Consider the following 16,308-nt stretch of genomic DNA (forward strand, 5'->3'; position numbering starts at 1 on the left):
GCGGGGCTTTTCTTTTGCGGGAGAGTGGTTGCTACAGACGTGTCGAATTTACATCGCCACGAACCCAGTTACCCGTCGCATTCATCAGACGACGCATTACAGGCACGCGCTGATGCTACCCGAGGCGTCGCTGCTGGTGCCGCTGCCTGCACGGAAACCCACCCACGAACCCTGACCGGTCCGTCCCGGACGCACGACTGCGGCCGCGCCATTGGGCGGTTGCTGTCCTGGGACGTAGACGTCGACGGCCTGATCGTTGGCGAGTTCGTTTTGCGACACGACCTGCTGTTGCGTCGAATCAGCCCATTTCTTCGCGATGCATTGAGCGACCGCTCCCGGGGGCTGCTGGCTTTGTCCGACAGATTGCACATTGGCTGCCGGCTGCGCAGCGCACGCAGAAATGGCAACGGTCAAAGCGATAAGCGGTAAGTGTTTCACGTTATCTCCTTCCAAGATCGCTCAAGATTGAGCCGGATTTTCAAGGTCACGCGATAGCGTCGGATCAACCGACATCGGTGGTGTTCCCCGTATTTCGCAACAGGCTGTCAGCGCGCTTGTCAGCGCGGCGAAGCTGGGCGAAGCAGCGGCTTGAGGGCTGGCCACACGTTGTTCAGTAGCACGGGCTGTGCCTGAACAGTCGGGTGCATCTGGTCGGCCTGGAACATGTCCGGCTTGTTTTCAATGCCGGCAAGGAGAAATGGCACCAGCGGAGCACGCATCTGCTTCGCGAGATCGTCGTAGATAGCGTGGAACTTTTGGGTGTAGTCGGGGCCGTAGTTGGGCGGTACGTACATGCCGACCAGCACGACCTTCGCCTGTGCCTGCTGCGCGAGCTGGACGATCGAGCGCAGGTTGTTTTCGGTGGTAGCGAGCGGGATGCCGCGCAGTGCGTCGTTCGCGCCGAGTTCGACGACGACGATGGACGGTTTGAGTCGCTGCATCAACGCGGGCATGCGCGCGAGTCCGCCTGCGGTGGTGTCGCCGCTGATGCTTGCATTGGCGACGCTATAATCGATGCGCTCATCGGCAAGACGTCGGCGCAGCAGTGCGACCCAGCCGCTATCGCGCGGCAGGCCGTATTCGGCGGAGATGCTGTCGCCGAGTACGACGATGGCCGGTGCTGCCGGTGCTGCCGTTGGTGTCGTCGTAGCGGCTGCATACACCGCAGGCGTGACCGCAACAGTCGCAACAACCGCAGCGACGGTTCCCACTGCCACACCCAGTGCAACGAAGCACGCTCTCAACCTACGCTTCACCATGCAAAAGAAAACTGATCCAGTCATTGAAGTACGGGGTTTGTGCAAGAGGGTTCAGGATGCAACGGGCGAACTGACGATCCTCGATGATATCGATCTTTCGATCGAATCCGGCAGCAGTGTGGCGATCGTCGGTGCGTCCGGCTCGGGCAAGTCTACGTTGCTGGGGCTGCTAGCGGGATTGGACAGTGCAAGTTCTGGATCGGTTCGGTTGCTGGGTCAGGAGCTGACCGGACTCGGCGAGGACGAGCGCGCGGCGTTGCGCAATGGTTCGGTCGGCTTCGTCTTCCAGTCGTTTCAACTGATGCCACATCTGACCGCGCTCGAAAACGTCACACTGCCGCTCGAATTGCAGGGCGGGATGACGTCGCGCGACACCGCGTCGCGTGCGAGAGCGCTGCTGGAACAGGTCGGGCTTGGCAAGCGGACCGGCCATTATCCGAAGCTGCTGTCGGGCGGCGAACAGCAACGCGTCGCGCTTGCGCGTGCGTTCGTCACGCATCCGGCCATCCTGTTCGCCGACGAACCGACCGGCAGTCTCGATGCGGCGACCGGGCATGCGGTGATCGATCTGATGTTCGAGATGAATCGTGCGAACGGTGCCACGCTCGTGCTCGTGACGCATGATGTCGAACTGGCGCGGCGTTGCGATAGCACGGTGACGATCGAGGCGGGGCGACTCGCCTGAGTTCGTCCGAATAGCGGCACGTTCAAAAAAACGGCCCGCGCACTGGCGGACCGTATTCCAGCAGGCAAAGCGAAGCGGCTCAGTAGCCGCTTGCCTTCACCATCACAATCACTTCTGTGACTTCAATGCAGTACGCGCCCGTGCGATCAACGCGGACGTCGACGAGTCGTGCTTGCCTACAGCGCCATCCGGCGCAACCAGATCGGCGTCGACGACCTTACCGAGAATCTTGCCCAGCTCGACACCCCACTGATCGAACGGGTTGATATTCCACACCGACGCCTGCACGAGCACCTTGTGTTCGTACAGCGCGATCAGCGCGCCGAGCGAACGCGCCGTAAGCGCTTCGACGAGGATAGTCGTCGTCGGCCGGTTGCCCGGGAACACCAGGTGAGGCACGAGTTCCGGCTTGTCCGGGCCGGCAACCTTGGTCGCTTCTTCGACGGTACGGCCGAGCATCAACGCTTCGCTCTGCGCGAAACAGTTTGCCAGCAGCTTCGAATGATGGCCAGGCAGCGGATGCTCGGACGTGAGCAGCGCGATGAAATCGATCGGCACGATCGTCGGGCCTTGATGCAGCATCTGGAAGAACGCGTGCTGGCCGTTCGTGCCCGGTTCGCCCCAGGTCACGGCCGCGGTCGGGTAGTCGACCGTCACACCATCGAGCCGCGCCGACTTGCCGTTGCTTTCCATCTCGAGCTGCTGCAGATACGACGGCAGGAAATGCAGCGCCTCCGAATACGGTGCGACGAGATAGCTTTGCGAGCCGAAGAAGTTGCGATACCAGATGCCGATCATGCCGAGCAGCACCGGCAGGTTGTGCTCAAGCGGTGTTTCGCGGAAGTGCCGGTCCATGTCATTGGCGCCGAGCAGCAGTTCGTCGAACTGCTGCGGTCCGATCGCGATCATGATCGACAGCCCCACCGACGACCACAACGAGTAACGTCCGCCAACCCAGTCCCACATCTCGAACACGTTTTCTTTGGCGATACCGAACTTGACGACTTCGGCCGGGTTCGCGGACACACCGACGAAGTGTTTCGCGAGTTCGCCTTCGGGGCAGCCGCCCTGCACGAGCCAGTCGCGCATCGAGCGCGCGTTGGTCATCGTTTCGAGCGTCGTGAAGGTCTTCGATACGATGATCGCGAGCGTTTCTTCCGGATCGAGATGCTGCAACACGCGATACAGATCGGCGCCGTCGACGTTCGACACGAAGTGCGTCGAGATGTCCGGCGTCGACAGATGCTGCAACGCATGCGCGACCATCTTCGGCCCGAGATCCGAACCACCGATGCCGATATTCACCACGTGACGGATGCGCTTGCCGGTGTAGCCGGTCCATGCGCCGCTGCGCAGCTGGTCGGCGAACGCCGCCATCTTTGCGCGCTCGGCAAGGATCTCGGCGTGAAAGGGCGCTTGCGGATCGATCGCGCGCAACGCGGTATGCAGCGCCGCGCGGCCTTCGGTCGGATTGACGATCTCGCCTGCGAACATCGCGTCGCGGCGCTTCTCGACGCCGGCTTCACGCGCGAGTTGCACGAGCAGTTTTAGCGTTTCGCCGGTGACGCGGTTCTTCGAAAAATCGACGGCAAGACCGCCGCCCGCGAACGTGAAGCGTTCGGCGCGGGTCGGCGCAGGATCGTTCTCGGGAGCGAACCAGTCGCGCAGGCGTTGATTGCGGATCTGTTCGTAATGGGTTTGCAGCGAGGACCAGGCGGGGAGCGAGTTCGGCATCGTAACTGTCCGTCTAACGAAGAGGCAGGATGAAAGGCGGCGGGATGAACGCACCGCCCAAGGTGCGGCGCCGGTGTGCCGCTGCTTTAAGCGGCGCGCTTCGGGTAATCCGGCCGGCGCAGTTGTTGAGTATAGCGGCGTTGAGTGACAGCGGGCAGACGGAACGTCGCGGTTCACATAGTGCGATTCAATCGCGTGGTGGATAGAACAGCCGGTTCAGCAAGGTGCGTACCATCGGCGCGAGTTCGCCGGCCGTCAGACCGACGGGGCCGTCGCCGCGGGCGGTCAGCGTGTCGGCGGCGAGGCCGTGCAGGTAGACGCCCGCGAGCGCCGCTTCGTAGCGCGGCAGCCGCTGTGCGAGCAGCGCGCCGATCAGGCCACCGAGCACATCGCCGGTGCCGCCGGTGGCGAGCGCCGCGTTGCCGGTCGGGTTGATTGCGATGCGGCCGTCGGGCGCGGCGATCACCGTGCCGGTTCCTTTCAGCACGATAACGCTCGCGAACCGGGTGGCGAGTTCACGCGCTGCGGCGAGCCGGTCGCGTTGTACATGGCGTGTATCGCTCGCGAGGAGGCGTGCGGCTTCGAGCGGATGCGGTGTGAGCACGCAGGGATCGCCGCGGGCGCCGCATGCTGCGACCTCGGCGGCCAGCGATGCGTCATTGGCAAGCAGGTTCAGCGCATCGGCATCGAGCAGCTTCAGTCCGTCGAGACGCAGCACGTCGTGCAGCACACGCGCGGCAGGTTCGCGTGTGCCCATGCCGCAACCTAGCGCGAGCGCGTCCATTTCATCGAGCGGCAGGTTCTCGAGCGCGTGCAGCATCAATTCGGGGTGGGGCGGGTCGTAGGCGGGCGCGCCGCTGCCGATAAACGCCACATGCACTTTGCCCGCACCGGCATGGAGCGCGGCCCGCGCGGCGAGTATCGGTGCGCCGCACATGCCCGTGTCGCCACCGACCACCGCGAGACTGCCGAAGGTGCCTTTATGCGTGGAGAAATCGCGCGGCGGTAGATGCGCGGCGAAGAGGGCGGGTGCGTTGAGCACCGGCGTTGTGGTGTCGCCGTGCGCGGCTGCATCGAGTCCGATCGGCGCGACGCTGACCGCGCCCGCCAGATCGCGGCCCGAGGCCATGAAAAGCCCAGGCTTGGCGCCGATGAAGGTGACCGTATGGGTCGCGCGCACCGCCGCGCTGCCGTCGATCACATTGCCGGTGTCGCTGTCGAGTCCACTCGGTACGTCGAGTGCGAGCACGCGTCCGGTGCGGCGTGCGCGTTCGGACAGACGCTCGGCCAGCACGGCAAACACGCCGTCGAGCGGACGCGTGAGCCCGATACCGAACATGCCGTCGACGAGCCAGCCATAGCGCGCGAATGTTTCCGGTGGCGCTGCGGTGATCGGCACGCCTGCAGCACGTGCGTTGTCGAGTGCCCAGCGCGCGTCGTCGGGTTTGACCTCGACCGGCATGCAGATCTCGACGGCGATGCCGGCGTGGCGCAAGTGCGTCGCGACAACCAGTGCGTCGCCGCCGTTGTTGCCCGGGCCAGCCACGATCCACACGGGATACGCGGCATCGATGGAACCCTTGCGGTCGATCTGCGCGAGCAGGAAGCGGGCGGCGGCTTCACCGGCGCGTGCCATCAGCGTGTGCGGCGGCAGGTGGGACGCGGCTGCGCTTTCGAGCGCGCGCAGATCAGCGACGCTCAGCAGCGGCAACGGCTGATCGATGGGGGTTAGCAACGAGGAGAAATCGGACGACGCGTCGGTCATGGTGTGAGCGGAGGCCGGGGAAGGTCGGTGAATCCGCTCATGGTAGTGCGAATGGGCGCGCGCTGCCGCTATATCGCGGCCGTGCGGTGGCGCGGCCTTCGTTCAGCGTCTGGCAGATTGCTCGAAGCCCGGCGACCTCATCGCGCCGCAACCCTCAGCGTCCAAAACGCTCCGCGCGCAAAGCCGCGACCGTGTCGGGCGGCAGATCGGGCACCGTACCCGATACGAGATCCGCGACGAGCCGCGCGGAGCCGCACGCGAGCCCCCAGCCTGCCGGGCCATGTCCGAGGTTCACAAAAAGCCGCGGATGCAACGCGTTACCGACCACCGGCAAGCCGTCCGGCGACAGCAGCTTCACACCTTCCCACGGCATCGCAGCGGAGATCTTGGCCGCGCCGGGAATCCAGTCATGAGTCGCCTGGCCGAGCAGCGCGAGCGCTTCTTTGGTCAGCGGCTCACCGAGCGGCTTGTCGGTCTGGCCGACACTTTGCAGAACCGCACCGCCGGCAATGCGCAGCCGGTGATTGTTGCGCGTGATCGTAATGCGCTTCACCGCATCGATCACGGTGATGTGCGGTGCGCATTCTTCATGGGCGATCGGTGCGACGAGGGTATGGAGCCGCAATGGATGCAGCGGCAGACTCAGCCCAAGCCGTTCGAGCAACGGCAGACTGCCGACGCCCGCGGCCACCACGACCGCATCGGCGCTGATCACGTCGACTTCGCGCGAACGCAGCGGCTCGCCGACGCGCGGCACGAGTTCGACGGCTGCCCGCTCGCCGTCGACGCGGATCGCCGCCACCTCGCGGCCAAGCTGGAACTGGACGCCGCCCTGGGCATCGAGCGTCTGCTTGATGAGCTTCGCGAACAACGGGCAATTCGCCGTGCGTTCGGTTTCGAACAGCACGCCACCGGCAAAAGCGGGTTCGGTCGGCACGGAATGTTCGAGCGCCGCGCATTCGGCGGCGCTCAGCACGTGATGCGGCACTTCGAAGCGGCGCAGCAGATCGAGCGCGGACTGCGCGCGCTCCCATTCCTGCGCGGTGCGCACGAGATAAAGCTGACCGGTCGATTGTTCGAATTCGAGCCCGAAACGCGCTTCCATGTCGGCCATTGCATCGCGGGCCGACTCGACGAGCGGCCGCAGCCGCGAATATTGGCGGGCGAAAGCGTCGGGTTCCTGCAGCGTGTTCAACTGACGGACGAAGTCGCGTGCCGCGCCGTTAAAGCCGGTCTTGCGGATCACGCCGTTCTTCGCATCCTGGCGATGCGCCATGAAGGTGGGGCCGAACCAGACGTCGAGCGGCGTGGGCAGCACGGTGCCGCTGTGTCCGTAGGTCGCGCCCTGGGCGACGGTCGCGTGGCGTTCGACCACGCACACCCGATGCCCGGCTGCGCGCAGTTGATAGGCGGTGGCGACGCCGACGATCCCGCCGCCAATGACGATGACATCCATGTGTGTGCAATTGACCGGCACGACGCGAGACGTCCGGCGCTCCCCGTATTGCGTGACAGGCCGGGCACGCGGCAAGCCGTTGCACCGGGCTGGTGAAAGGCCGAATGATAGCAGCCAAACGCGCGCTCCGGCGGCGTGCACGCATGCGCGCTGCGTGGATTCGAAGGGCGGTGGGGGTTGCAGCCGGCGTACGCTCGTTGGCGTGCCGGCGCCTGTGCAAAAGAATGTTGTGGAGGGCTCCGGCGGCCGGGGACGGGACCCAGCCGACTGGCTGTGACATTGCCCCCACAACCGTTCCCGATTCAAGCCGGAATGCCATGGCACCGGCCTTGGGCGGGTCTTCCCGGGGTATAATCTGCGACTTCCTTCCGCCTCACGTCGCCCTACGCGCGACTCGTCGACGCAACCTAGCGACCCAACGTCAAGTCCATGGCCCACTTCTCGTGTTTCCCCGGTGCTTCGGCCCTTTCCGATTTCCGTCAAACCCGCCTGCTCGACACGCTGACCGGCATCGACGCCAGCATCGCCGGCGTGCGCGGCCAGTACCTGCATTTCGTCAATGCACAGACGCCACTGACAGCCGAAGATAGCGCGAAGATCGAAGCGCTGATGCACTACGGCGATCCGTTCGAAGCCGCGAACGAACGCGGTACGTCGGAGACGTTTCTCGTCGTCCCACGCTTCGGCACGGTGTCGCCATGGGCCAGCAAGGCCACCGATATCGCCCGGCACTGCGGACTCACGCAGGTGCGACGCATCGAGCGCGGCATCGAATACACGGTGACGCTGAAAACCGGGCTGCTCGGCGGCAAGAAGGCCTTGTCCGAGGAAGCGCGTGCTGCGGTGGCAGCGGCGCTGCATGACCGGATGACCGAAAGCGTTGCGCCGTCGCGCGATCACGCGTTGCATCTGTTCGACGAACTGCCGGCACGACCGCTGCAAACCGTCGACATCCTGAGCGCCGGACGCAGCGCGCTAGAAACCGCGAACGCTGAACTGGGCCTCGCGCTCGCCGACGACGAAATCGACTACCTGGTCGATGCATTCACGAAGCTCGGCCGCAATCCGACCGACGTGGAACTGATGATGTTCGCGCAGGCAAACAGCGAGCATTGCCGCCACAAGATTTTCAATGCGCAATGGACGATCGATGGCGAGGTGCAGGATATCTCGCTGTTCAACATGATCCGCAATACCGAGAAGCTGCATCCGGAAGGCACGATCGTCGCGTATTCGGACAACTCCGCGATCATGGCGGGCGGTATGGCCGAGCGCTGGTTTCCGCGCCAGCCTGGGCAGACGGGGGCGCTGGCTGAGCATTACGGGCGCCACGTCGAACTGACGCACACGCTGATGAAGGTCGAAACCCATAACCACCCGACCGCGATCTCGCCGTTCCCCGGCGCCTCGACCGGCGCGGGCGGTGAAATCCGCGACGAGGGTGCGACGGGCCGCGGTGCGCGCCCGAAGGCAGGGCTCGCGGGCTTCACGGTATCGAATCTCGAACTGCCCGATGCACGCGAAACGTGGGAAAACGCGCGCGATGCCGTGCAGCCGCTCGCACATCGTCGACCGGATGAACAACACGATGCGCAGCAGGAAGCGTACGGCCGACCGGATCGGATTGCGTCGCCGCTGCAGATCATGATCGACGGGCCGCTTGGCGGTGCTGCGTTCAACAATGAATTCGGCCGACCGAATCTCGGTGGTTATTTCCGCGCGTACGAACAGAACGTGGCGGGTCTCGTGCGTGGCTATCACAAGCCGATCATGATCGCCGGCGGCATCGGCAACATCTCGGACCAGCACACGCACAAGCACGATCTGCCCGACGGCACGCTGCTCATTCAGATTGGCGGTCCCGGCATGCGAATCGGCATGGGCGGCGGTGCGGCGAGCTCGATGGCGACCGGCACGAATACCGCGGAACTCGACTTCGACTCCGTGCAGCGCGGCAACCCGGAAATCGAACGGCGCGCGCAGGAAGTGATCAACGCGTGCTGGCAACTCGGTGAACACAATCCGATCCTGAGCATTCACGACGTGGGCGCGGGCGGTCTGTCGAACGCGTTCCCGGAACTGGTCGATGGCGCCGACAAGGGCGCGCGATTCGAACTGCGCAAGATCCAGCTCGAAGAGAGCGGTTTGTCGCCGCGCGAAATCTGGTCGAACGAAGCGCAGGAGCGCTACGTCATCGCCATCGCGCCGGCCGATCTGCCCGCATTCGAAGCGCTGTGCGAACGCGAGCGTTGCCCGTTCGCGGTGATCGGCGTCGCGACCACGGAGCGTCAGCTGAAACTGGTCGACACGGAGCTGCGCGACGACGACGCGCACCAGCCGGTCGATATGCCGATGGAAGTGCTGCTCGGCAAGGCGCCGCGCATGCATCGCGATGTCACGCGCGTCGCTGTGACGCTACAACCGGTCGACGTCACGACCGTCGCATTGCCCGAAGTCGCGATGAGCGTACTGCGTCATCCGACGGTCGCGAACAAGTCGTTTCTGATCACGATCGGCGACCGCTCGGTGGGCGGCACGACCGCGCGTGACCAGATGGTCGGCCCGTGGCAGGTGCCGGTTGCCGATTGCGCGATCACAACGATGGACTACGCCGGTTTCCGCGGCGAAGCGATGACGATGGCCGAGCGCACACCGCTCGCCGTGATCAATGCGCCGGCATCGGGCCGAATGGCGGTCGGTGAGGCGATCACGAATATCGCGGCGGCGCCGATCGTGTCGCTGGACAAGCTGAAGCTGTCGGCGAACTGGATGGCCGCCTGCGGCAGCCCGGGTGAAGACGCTGCGCTTTACGACACCGTGAAAGCGATCGGCATGGAACTGTGCCCGGCGCTCGGCATCAGCATTCCGGTCGGCAAGGATTCGCTGTCGATGCGCACGAAGTGGGACGACCGCGGCGTTGCAAAGGAAGTGGTCGCGCCGGTGTCGCTGATCATTTCGGCGTTCGCACCGGTTGAAGACGTGCGCCGCCATCTCACGCCGCAACTGCGCCGCGCCGACGTAGCGGGCGACAGCGTACTGATTGCAATCGACCTTGGCCGCGGCAAGCTGCGCATGGGCGGCAGCATTCTCGCGCAGGTCACGCAGCAGGTGGGCGATACGGTGCCCGACGTCGACGATCCCGAAGACCTGAAGCGCTTCTTCGCGGCGATCCAGGCGCTGAACCTCGACGGCAAACTGCTCGCGTACCACGATCGTTCGGACGGCGGCCTCTGGGCGACCGTATGCGAAATGGCGTTCGCGGGACACGTGGGCGTGTCGTTGAACGTTGACATGCTGACGCTCGATCCGGATCACGAATCCGATTACGGCGACGCGAAGGACTGGACGAAACAGACGAGCGGCCGTCGTGAGGACCGCACGATCCGTGCGCTGTTCAGCGAAGAGCTGGGCGCTGTGATCCAGGTGCGTGCCGGCGATCGCGACACGGTGCTGGCTGCATTGCGCGAACATGGATTGTCGGCGTGTTCGCATGTGATCGGCAAGCTGAACGACCGCGACACGATCGAGATCTATCGCGACGCGAAAAAGATCTACGATGCGCCGCGCGTCGAACTGCAGCGTGCATGGAGCGAAGTGAGCTGGCGCATCTCGCGTCTGCGCGACAACCCGGCATGCGCCGATGCGGAATACGACGGATTGCTCGATGCATCCGATCCTGGCATGACACCGCAATTGAGTTTCAATCCGGCCGAAGATGTAGCGGCACCGTTCATCGGTAAGGGGGCGCGTCCTCGGGTGGCAATCCTGCGCGAGCAGGGCGTGAATTCGCACCTCGAAACCGCGTATGCATTCGACCGTGCCGGTTTCGACGCGTACGACGTGCATATGAGCGACCTGCTGGCAGGACGCGCGACGCTGGCCGATTTCACGGGGGCGATTGCGTGCGGCGGCTTCTCATACGGCGACGTGCTGGGTGCCGGTGAAGGCTGGGCAAAGACGATCCGTTTCAATGCGCAACTGGCTGACATGTTTGCCGCGTTCTTCGATCGCAAGGACACGTTTGCGCTGGGTATCTGCAACGGCTGCCAGATGATGAGCAGCCTTGCATCGATGATTCCGGGCGCTGAGGCCTGGCCGAAGTTCACGCGTAACAAGTCGGAGAAGTTCGAGGCGCGTTCATCGCTGGTCGAAGTGCAGTCATCGCCGTCGATTTTCTTCGCGGGGATGGAAGGCTCGCGGATTCCGGTGGCCATTGCGCACGGTGAAGGATTCGCGGACTTTTCGCAGCAGGGCGACGCGAAGCAGGTCGCTGTGTCGATGCGGTTTGTCGATCATCGGGGGCAGGCGACTGAACGGTATCCGTTCAATCCGAATGGTTCGCCGCAGGGGATTACGTCGGTGACGACTGCGGATGGACGCTTTACGGTGTTGATGCCGCATATGGAGCGGGTGCATCGTACGGTGCAGATGAGCTGGGCGCCATCCGACTGGAATTCGGACGGGCTTGATGGTAGCCCGTGGATGAGGGTGTTTCAGAATGCTCGGCGGTGGGTGTCATAAAGGTTTTTACGCCTGTGCAGGCGGCTCTGCGTTAGCGCTTCTCTTTTGCCTATGCAGGCGGCTGCGATTTGGCGCCTCGCGGCGCAGGCGTTGCCCCTGTGCGGGGCGGCACTTCCTTTCTTTGCCGCGGCAAAGAAAGGAAGCAAAGAAAGCCGCTCGACACGATAGCGGGTCCTTTCCATGTGCAGCCTTCGTGGTCCGCACCTAAGTGTCGCCCTCGCACTGAAACGTTAGTGGTCCGAGACGAGATCATCTCTCGCACATTGAGCGGCAGTGACAAGGCCATCATTCATCCCGCTCGCACTACGTGCTCACGGTTGGGTGACCACATGGGAAAGCGATAGCGGGATGCAGAGGAAGACTGAGGACCGCAGCCGACAAAACTGCAGAGACAGCCGAAACGAAATCGCGGTGGGACGACCACGCGCGAAGGCGATGGTGGGTCGCAGAGGAAAACTGAGGAACGTAGCTGACAAAACTGCAGCGACGGCAGAAGCGAAATCGCAGTCGGATGACCACGTGGGACGGCGATAGCGGGACGGAGATGAGGGTCGAAGAACGCAGCCGCGAAAACAGCTGAGAAAGCGTCAGCGAGAACGAGAAGCAGAAAGCGGAGGTGGGGCAGCGTTGCGGAAGAGGGATCGCGCGCAACGAATGGCGTTATGCCCATCGGCGGCGAAGCTCGCCGGAGCGGATGAGCGCCTTGTCACTACTGTTGGCGGTGCGAGGTGTGATCTCGTTTCGGACCACTACCGTGTCGTTGCGAGGGCGACACTTAGGTGCGGGCCACGAAGGCTGCACACGGAAAGGACTCGGTAACGTCTCGAGCGGCTTTCTTTGCCTTCTTTCTTTGCCGCGGCAAAGAAAGAAGGTGCCGCCCCGCACAGGGGCAACGCCTGCGCCGCGAGGCGCTAAATCGCAGCCGCCTGCATAGGCAAAAAAACCGGCCGCGAGGCGCTAACAAGAAGCCGCCTCCACAGGCAAAAAGAACGCCACCCGCATGGGTAAACAAACCCAATGCCTACTGGCATACAAAGAAAGAAAAAGGCCGCCCGAAAAGGCGGCCAATTATCACTGGATCTTTGCGTTCTTCCGCAAACCTTCCTCAAACGCCTGCAGCTTCTCCTGCTGAATCTGCTGCACAACCTGCTGCTTAACCTGATCCAGCGGCGGCGGCGTTACAGCCCGCGTGTCATCCAGTCGAATGATGTGCCAACCATACTGCGTATGCACCGGCGCATCGGTCATCTGACCTTTCTGCAACTTCGTCGCCGCAGCCGCAAACTCCGGCACGTAAGCCTTCGGGTCCGACCAGTCGAGATCGCCACCGTTCTTACCCGATCCCGGGTCCTTCGAATATTGCTTCGCCAGCGCCTCGAAACTCGCGCCGCCCTTGATCTTCGCGATCAGGTCCTTCGCCTGCTGCTCGTTGTCGACGAGGATATGGTGCAGGTGATATTCCTTGCCACCCGCATTCTTCACGAGCGTGTTGTATTTCGCGGTGATCTCAGCGTCAGTCGGCTGGTTGTTCTTCACGAAATCTTCGATCAGCGCGCGCAGCACGACAGTTTGCTGCGCCACGGCAACTTCAGCCTTCACATCGGCACGCGCCGGGATGCCGCGACGAACCGCTTCCTGCATCAGCACTTCGCGGTTGATCAGTTCGGTGCGCACAGCAGTTTCCAGCTGCGGCGTGTCCTGCTGACCCTGTTTCCCAAGCTGCGCAATCATCGCGTCGGCTCGTGACTTCGGAATCGGCGTGCCGTTCACAACGGCGATGTTCTGCGCAAACGCAGGTGCAGCTGCAAACGCAGCCAGCAATACCCAGACGCGGGTTTTGTTCAAGGTCATCGGAAGTTTCCTAACGGGAATTGAATTCTTCTGGCGTGTAGGCCGTGATGGCAAGTGCATGAATGCCGCGCTGCATGGCGTCGGCCAGCGCATCATACACCATGCGATGGCGCGCAACGCGTGCGCGTCCAGCAAACGCAGCCGCGACGATCGTCACGCTGTAGTGGCCGCCCGCCGACGCACCCGCGTGGCCCGCATGCTGCGCACTGTCGTCACGCACCTCGAGCGATACAACCGGCGCGAGCGCCGCGCCGAGGCGCGCTTCGATCAACGCAATGCGTTCGGCGGCGTCGGCGTTCAGGAACGCATCGCTCATATCATTCTTCCTTCATGTACTTCGCGAGCCACAGGCTCTGTCCGACGATAAACACCACGAGGCAACCTGTCGCGCCGAACAGCTTGAAATTCACCCAGGCATCGGTGGTGAAGTTATAGGCGACAAACAGGTTCACGATGCCGAGCAGCACGAAGAAGATCGCCCACACGATGTTCAGCTGCCCCCACACCCGATGCGGCAAGGTGATCTGCTTGCCCATCATCGCTTCGATCAGGTTCTTGCCGAACGCCAGCTGCGAAACGATCAGCGCGACGGAGAACGCCCAGTAAAGCACGGTCGGTTTCCACTTGATGAAGGTGTCGTTGTGCAGCACGAGCGTCGCGCCGCCGAACACCGTGACGACGCCGAGGCTCACCCACAGCATCGGGTCGACCTTGCGGTGCCGGAACGCGACCCATGCAATCTGCACGAGCGTGGCGACGATCGCGACCGCGGTCGCGGTGAAGATGCCCCATATCTTGAACGCGACGAAGAACAGGATGATCGGGAACAGATCGAACAGAAATTTCATTGTCGGGTCGGGAAAAACGGAGAATGAACGAAGAGTGAAGCGCGCGGCAGGGCGCACGCTTCGGGTCGCGTTACTTGGGGCCGAATTGTAGCGCAGCCGAATTGATGCAGTACCGCAGCCCCGTCGGCGCCGGACCGTCTTCGAACACGTGGCCCAGATGCGAGCCGCAGTTCTTGCAGCGGACCTCGATACGCAGCATGCCATGCGTGCGGTCGGTCTTCTCTTCGATCACCTCACCGTTGATCGGTTTGAAATAGCTCGGCCAGCCACAACCGGCGTCGAATTTCGTGTCCGATTCGAAGAGCGGGGTGCCGCAGGCGACGCAGTCGTAGACGCCGCGGTCCCAGTGGTCCCAGTAGCGTCCGGTGAACGGGCGCTCGGTGGCCGCGTGGCGCGTCACTTCGTATTCGACGTCGGATAGTTGCTTACGCCATTCGGCGTCGTCTTTCTCGACGGGATAGGTGTCGGTTTTAGTATCTTCCGGGTTCATGGTCGGTCTTGTCTCCAGCTACGGTGAGGAACGCGGGCCGGCCTGTTGCCGGCAGCTCCGCGCGATATGCATGGAATGCGTGGAATGCAGTACGACAGCGCAGCACCTGCGCCTTACGACGAGCAACTGACCTCCAGCGTGCTCGCCCAGTCCGGCGGCAGCGCCGCGTACGCGTCGTGCTCCGGTTGTTCATCGAACGGGCGGCGCAGTACGGCTGCCAGCCGTTCGACTTCCGAAAAGTCCTTTTCCTTCGCATGCCGGATCGCCGTTTCGGCGAGATGGTTGCGCAGGATGAATCTGGGGTTCACCTGGTTCATTGCAATGGCGCGTGTCGCATCGTCGCGTGTTTCCTCGGACAACCGCGCGCGATAGTCGTTCGCCCACGCGTCGAATGCCGGGCGGTCGAGAAACAGGTCGCGCGCTGCAGTGTCGCCGCTCGCATCGTGCTTCGAGATTCGCGCGAGGTGGCGGAACGTCAGCGTGAAGTCCGCGCGGTTCGCCTGCATGATCGAGAACAGGCGGTTTGCAAGCGCGTCGTCGCCAGTGCGTTCGCTTTCCAGGCCGAGCTTGGCACGCATCCGCGCTTCGAGTGCGGGTGCGAAACGCGTCTTGAAGCCTTCCAGCACGCGCTGCGCGTCTTCGATCGCGCGCTCGCTGCGCACGGCTTCGTCGTGCGGGCCGCCGAGTAGCGGCAGCAACCCTTGAGCGAGACAGAACAGGTTCCAGTACGCGACTTGCGGTTGCCGCTGATACGCGTAACGGCCCTGCGTGTCGGAATGGTTGCAGATGTAGTTCGCGTCGAACCCGTCGAGAAAGCCGAACGGGCCGTAGTCGATCGTCAGGCCGAGAATCGACATGTTGTCGGTGTTCATCACGCCGTGACAGAAACCGACGGCCTGCCATTGCGCGAGCAGGTCGGCGGTGGAATGTACCGCTTCGTTCAGAAGCGCGAGGTACGGGTCGTCGGCTTCCCGGCAATGCGGATGGAAGCGGTCGATCACGTGGTCGGCGAGCATGCGCAATGCATCGGTATCGTCATTCGAGTAGAAATGCTCGAAATGGCCGAAGCGCACGAAGCTCGGTGCCACGCGTGTGACCACGGCCGCCGTTTCCATTTCCTCGCGGCGCACCGGCTGGTCGGAGCCGATGACGCAAAGCGCGCGCGTCGTCGGGATGCCGAGGTGGTGCATCGCCTCCGAACACAGGTATTCGCGTATCGACGAGCGCAGCACGGCGCGGCCGTCGCCCATCCGTGAATAGGGTGTGCGGCCGCCGCCCTTCAACTGCAATTCGTAGCGCCGGCCCGCATGGTCGATCTCGCCGAGTCCGAGCGCACGGCCATCGCCGAGCTGGCCGGCCCACACGCCAAACTGATGGCCGGAGTACACCGATGCATAGGGCAGCGCGTCGCCCGGCCAGTCGCGCGTCGTGTTGCCGGCGAACAGCTCGGCGAAATCCGGTTCGCCGGCGACGGACGGTTCGAGACCGAGCAGCGCAGCGGTATCCGCGGAGAAACCGACGACATACGGCGCCGGCAGCGGCGCCGCCGGCAGGCGCGTGAGAAAGCGGCTGCCGAGCTGCGCGAAGGCGCCGTCGCGCGGGCTGCCAAGCCCGTCGGCAAGCGCTTCTATCGACGCCGACAGGACGGAACTGCTTGGGGAAAACGACATATTGAGCGCCTCTGGGTTAGCCGATATTG

12 protein-coding genes are annotated in these 16,308 nt (G+C 63.6%); 2 read left to right on the forward strand and 10 right to left on the reverse strand.

Annotated elements, in window-relative coordinates; all coding sequences use genetic code 11:
* Positions 1 to 96: 96 nt before the first annotated feature.
* Positions 97 to 438 (reverse strand): hypothetical protein, encoded by a 342-nt coding sequence (locus BWP39_RS00080; protein WP_096716372.1) that lies wholly within the window; start codon positions 436 to 438, stop codon positions 97 to 99.
* A gap of 119 nt (positions 439 to 557) precedes the next feature.
* Positions 558 to 1,259 carry an arylesterase gene (locus BWP39_RS00085; protein WP_096716373.1) on the reverse strand — a complete coding sequence of 234 codons (702 nt, stop codon included), beginning with the start codon at positions 1,257 to 1,259 and terminating at the stop codon, positions 558 to 560.
* On the opposite strand from BWP39_RS00085, the gene BWP39_RS00090 reads away from it, so the two are divergent.
* Positions 1,171 to 1,944, forward strand: coding sequence for an ABC transporter ATP-binding protein (locus BWP39_RS00090; RefSeq protein ID WP_407944767.1), 774 nt, complete (start codon positions 1,171 to 1,173; stop codon positions 1,942 to 1,944). The genes BWP39_RS00085 and BWP39_RS00090 overlap by 89 nt on opposite strands.
* Positions 1,945 to 2,052: 108 nt before the next feature.
* Here the strand turns inward: BWP39_RS00090 and pgi are convergent, their stop codons facing one another.
* The 3 genes from pgi to BWP39_RS00105 form a co-directional block, all read right to left on the reverse strand.
* On the reverse strand, positions 2,053 to 3,678 hold the full coding sequence (gene pgi / locus BWP39_RS00095; protein WP_096716374.1) for a glucose-6-phosphate isomerase: 1,626 nt from the start codon (positions 3,676 to 3,678) through the stop codon (positions 2,053 to 2,055).
* Positions 3,679 to 3,865: 187 nt separating this feature from the next.
* On the reverse strand, positions 3,866 to 5,443 hold the full coding sequence (locus tag BWP39_RS00100) for an NAD(P)H-hydrate dehydratase (RefSeq protein WP_096716375.1): 1,578 nt from the start codon (positions 5,441 to 5,443) through the stop codon (positions 3,866 to 3,868).
* A 154-nt stretch (positions 5,444 to 5,597) separates the two neighbouring features.
* Positions 5,598 to 6,899: an FAD-dependent oxidoreductase gene (locus BWP39_RS00105; protein ID WP_096716376.1), complete on the reverse strand. Its 1,302-nt coding sequence runs from the start codon at positions 6,897 to 6,899 to the stop codon at positions 5,598 to 5,600.
* Positions 6,900 to 7,328: 429 nt separating this feature from the next.
* On the opposite strand from BWP39_RS00105, the gene purL reads away from it, so the two are divergent.
* Positions 7,329 to 11,420 carry a phosphoribosylformylglycinamidine synthase gene (gene purL, locus BWP39_RS00110; RefSeq protein ID WP_096716377.1) on the forward strand — a complete coding sequence of 1,364 codons (4,092 nt, stop codon included), beginning with the start codon at positions 7,329 to 7,331 and terminating at the stop codon, positions 11,418 to 11,420.
* 1,071 nt (positions 11,421 to 12,491) lie between these two features.
* Here the strand turns inward: purL and BWP39_RS00115 are convergent.
* From BWP39_RS00115 to BWP39_RS00135, 5 genes are all read right to left on the reverse strand, one after another.
* Entirely contained in the window at positions 12,492 to 13,271 is a 780-nt protein-coding gene (locus BWP39_RS00115) for a peptidylprolyl isomerase (RefSeq protein WP_096716378.1), read from the reverse strand.
* 10 nt (positions 13,272 to 13,281) lie between these two features.
* Positions 13,282 to 13,587, reverse strand: coding sequence for a BolA family protein (locus BWP39_RS00120; RefSeq protein WP_096716379.1), 306 nt, complete (start codon positions 13,585 to 13,587; stop codon positions 13,282 to 13,284).
* 1 nt (position 13,588) lies between these two features.
* Positions 13,589 to 14,119 (reverse strand): septation protein A, encoded by a 531-nt coding sequence (locus tag BWP39_RS00125; RefSeq protein WP_096716380.1) that lies wholly within the window; start codon positions 14,117 to 14,119, stop codon positions 13,589 to 13,591.
* Between the two features lie 70 nt (positions 14,120 to 14,189).
* Entirely contained in the window at positions 14,190 to 14,609 is a 420-nt protein-coding gene (gene msrB, locus BWP39_RS00130) for a peptide-methionine (R)-S-oxide reductase MsrB (RefSeq protein ID WP_096716381.1), read from the reverse strand.
* A 113-nt stretch (positions 14,610 to 14,722) separates the two neighbouring features.
* Positions 14,723 to 16,279 (reverse strand): protein adenylyltransferase SelO, encoded by a 1,557-nt coding sequence (locus tag BWP39_RS00135; protein ID WP_096716382.1) that lies wholly within the window; start codon positions 16,277 to 16,279, stop codon positions 14,723 to 14,725.
* Between the last annotated feature and the right edge of the window lie 29 nt (positions 16,280 to 16,308).

Origin of the sequence: Paraburkholderia acidicola (assembly GCF_002362315.1) — a bacterium.
GTDB lineage: Bacteria > Pseudomonadota > Gammaproteobacteria > Burkholderiales > Burkholderiaceae > Paraburkholderia > Paraburkholderia acidicola.

Bases quoted from the DNA above. Each gene is read 5' to 3' on its own strand.
- msrB (WP_096716381.1), bottom strand. From the start codon at position 14,609: ATGAACCCGGAAGATACTAAAACCGACACCTATCCCGTCGAGAAAGAC.
- BWP39_RS00115 (WP_096716378.1), bottom strand. From the start codon at position 13,271: ATGACCTTGAACAAAACCCGCGTCTGGGTATTGCTGGCTGCGTTTGCA.
- BWP39_RS00105 (WP_096716376.1), bottom strand. From the start codon at position 6,899: ATGGATGTCATCGTCATTGGCGGCGGGATCGTCGGCGTCGCCACCGCC.
- purL (WP_096716377.1), top strand. From the start codon at position 7,329: ATGGCCCACTTCTCGTGTTTCCCCGGTGCTTCGGCCCTTTCCGATTTC.
- BWP39_RS00120 (WP_096716379.1), bottom strand. From the start codon at position 13,587: ATGAGCGATGCGTTCCTGAACGCCGACGCCGCCGAACGCATTGCGTTG.
- BWP39_RS00085 (WP_096716373.1), bottom strand. From the start codon at position 1,259: ATGGTGAAGCGTAGGTTGAGAGCGTGCTTCGTTGCACTGGGTGTGGCA.
- BWP39_RS00125 (WP_096716380.1), bottom strand. From the start codon at position 14,119: ATGAAATTTCTGTTCGATCTGTTCCCGATCATCCTGTTCTTCGTCGCG.
- BWP39_RS00135 (WP_096716382.1), bottom strand. From the start codon at position 16,279: ATGTCGTTTTCCCCAAGCAGTTCCGTCCTGTCGGCGTCGATAGAAGCG.
- pgi (WP_096716374.1), bottom strand. From the start codon at position 3,678: ATGCCGAACTCGCTCCCCGCCTGGTCCTCGCTGCAAACCCATTACGAA.
- BWP39_RS00100 (WP_096716375.1), bottom strand. From the start codon at position 5,443: ATGACCGACGCGTCGTCCGATTTCTCCTCGTTGCTAACCCCCATCGAT.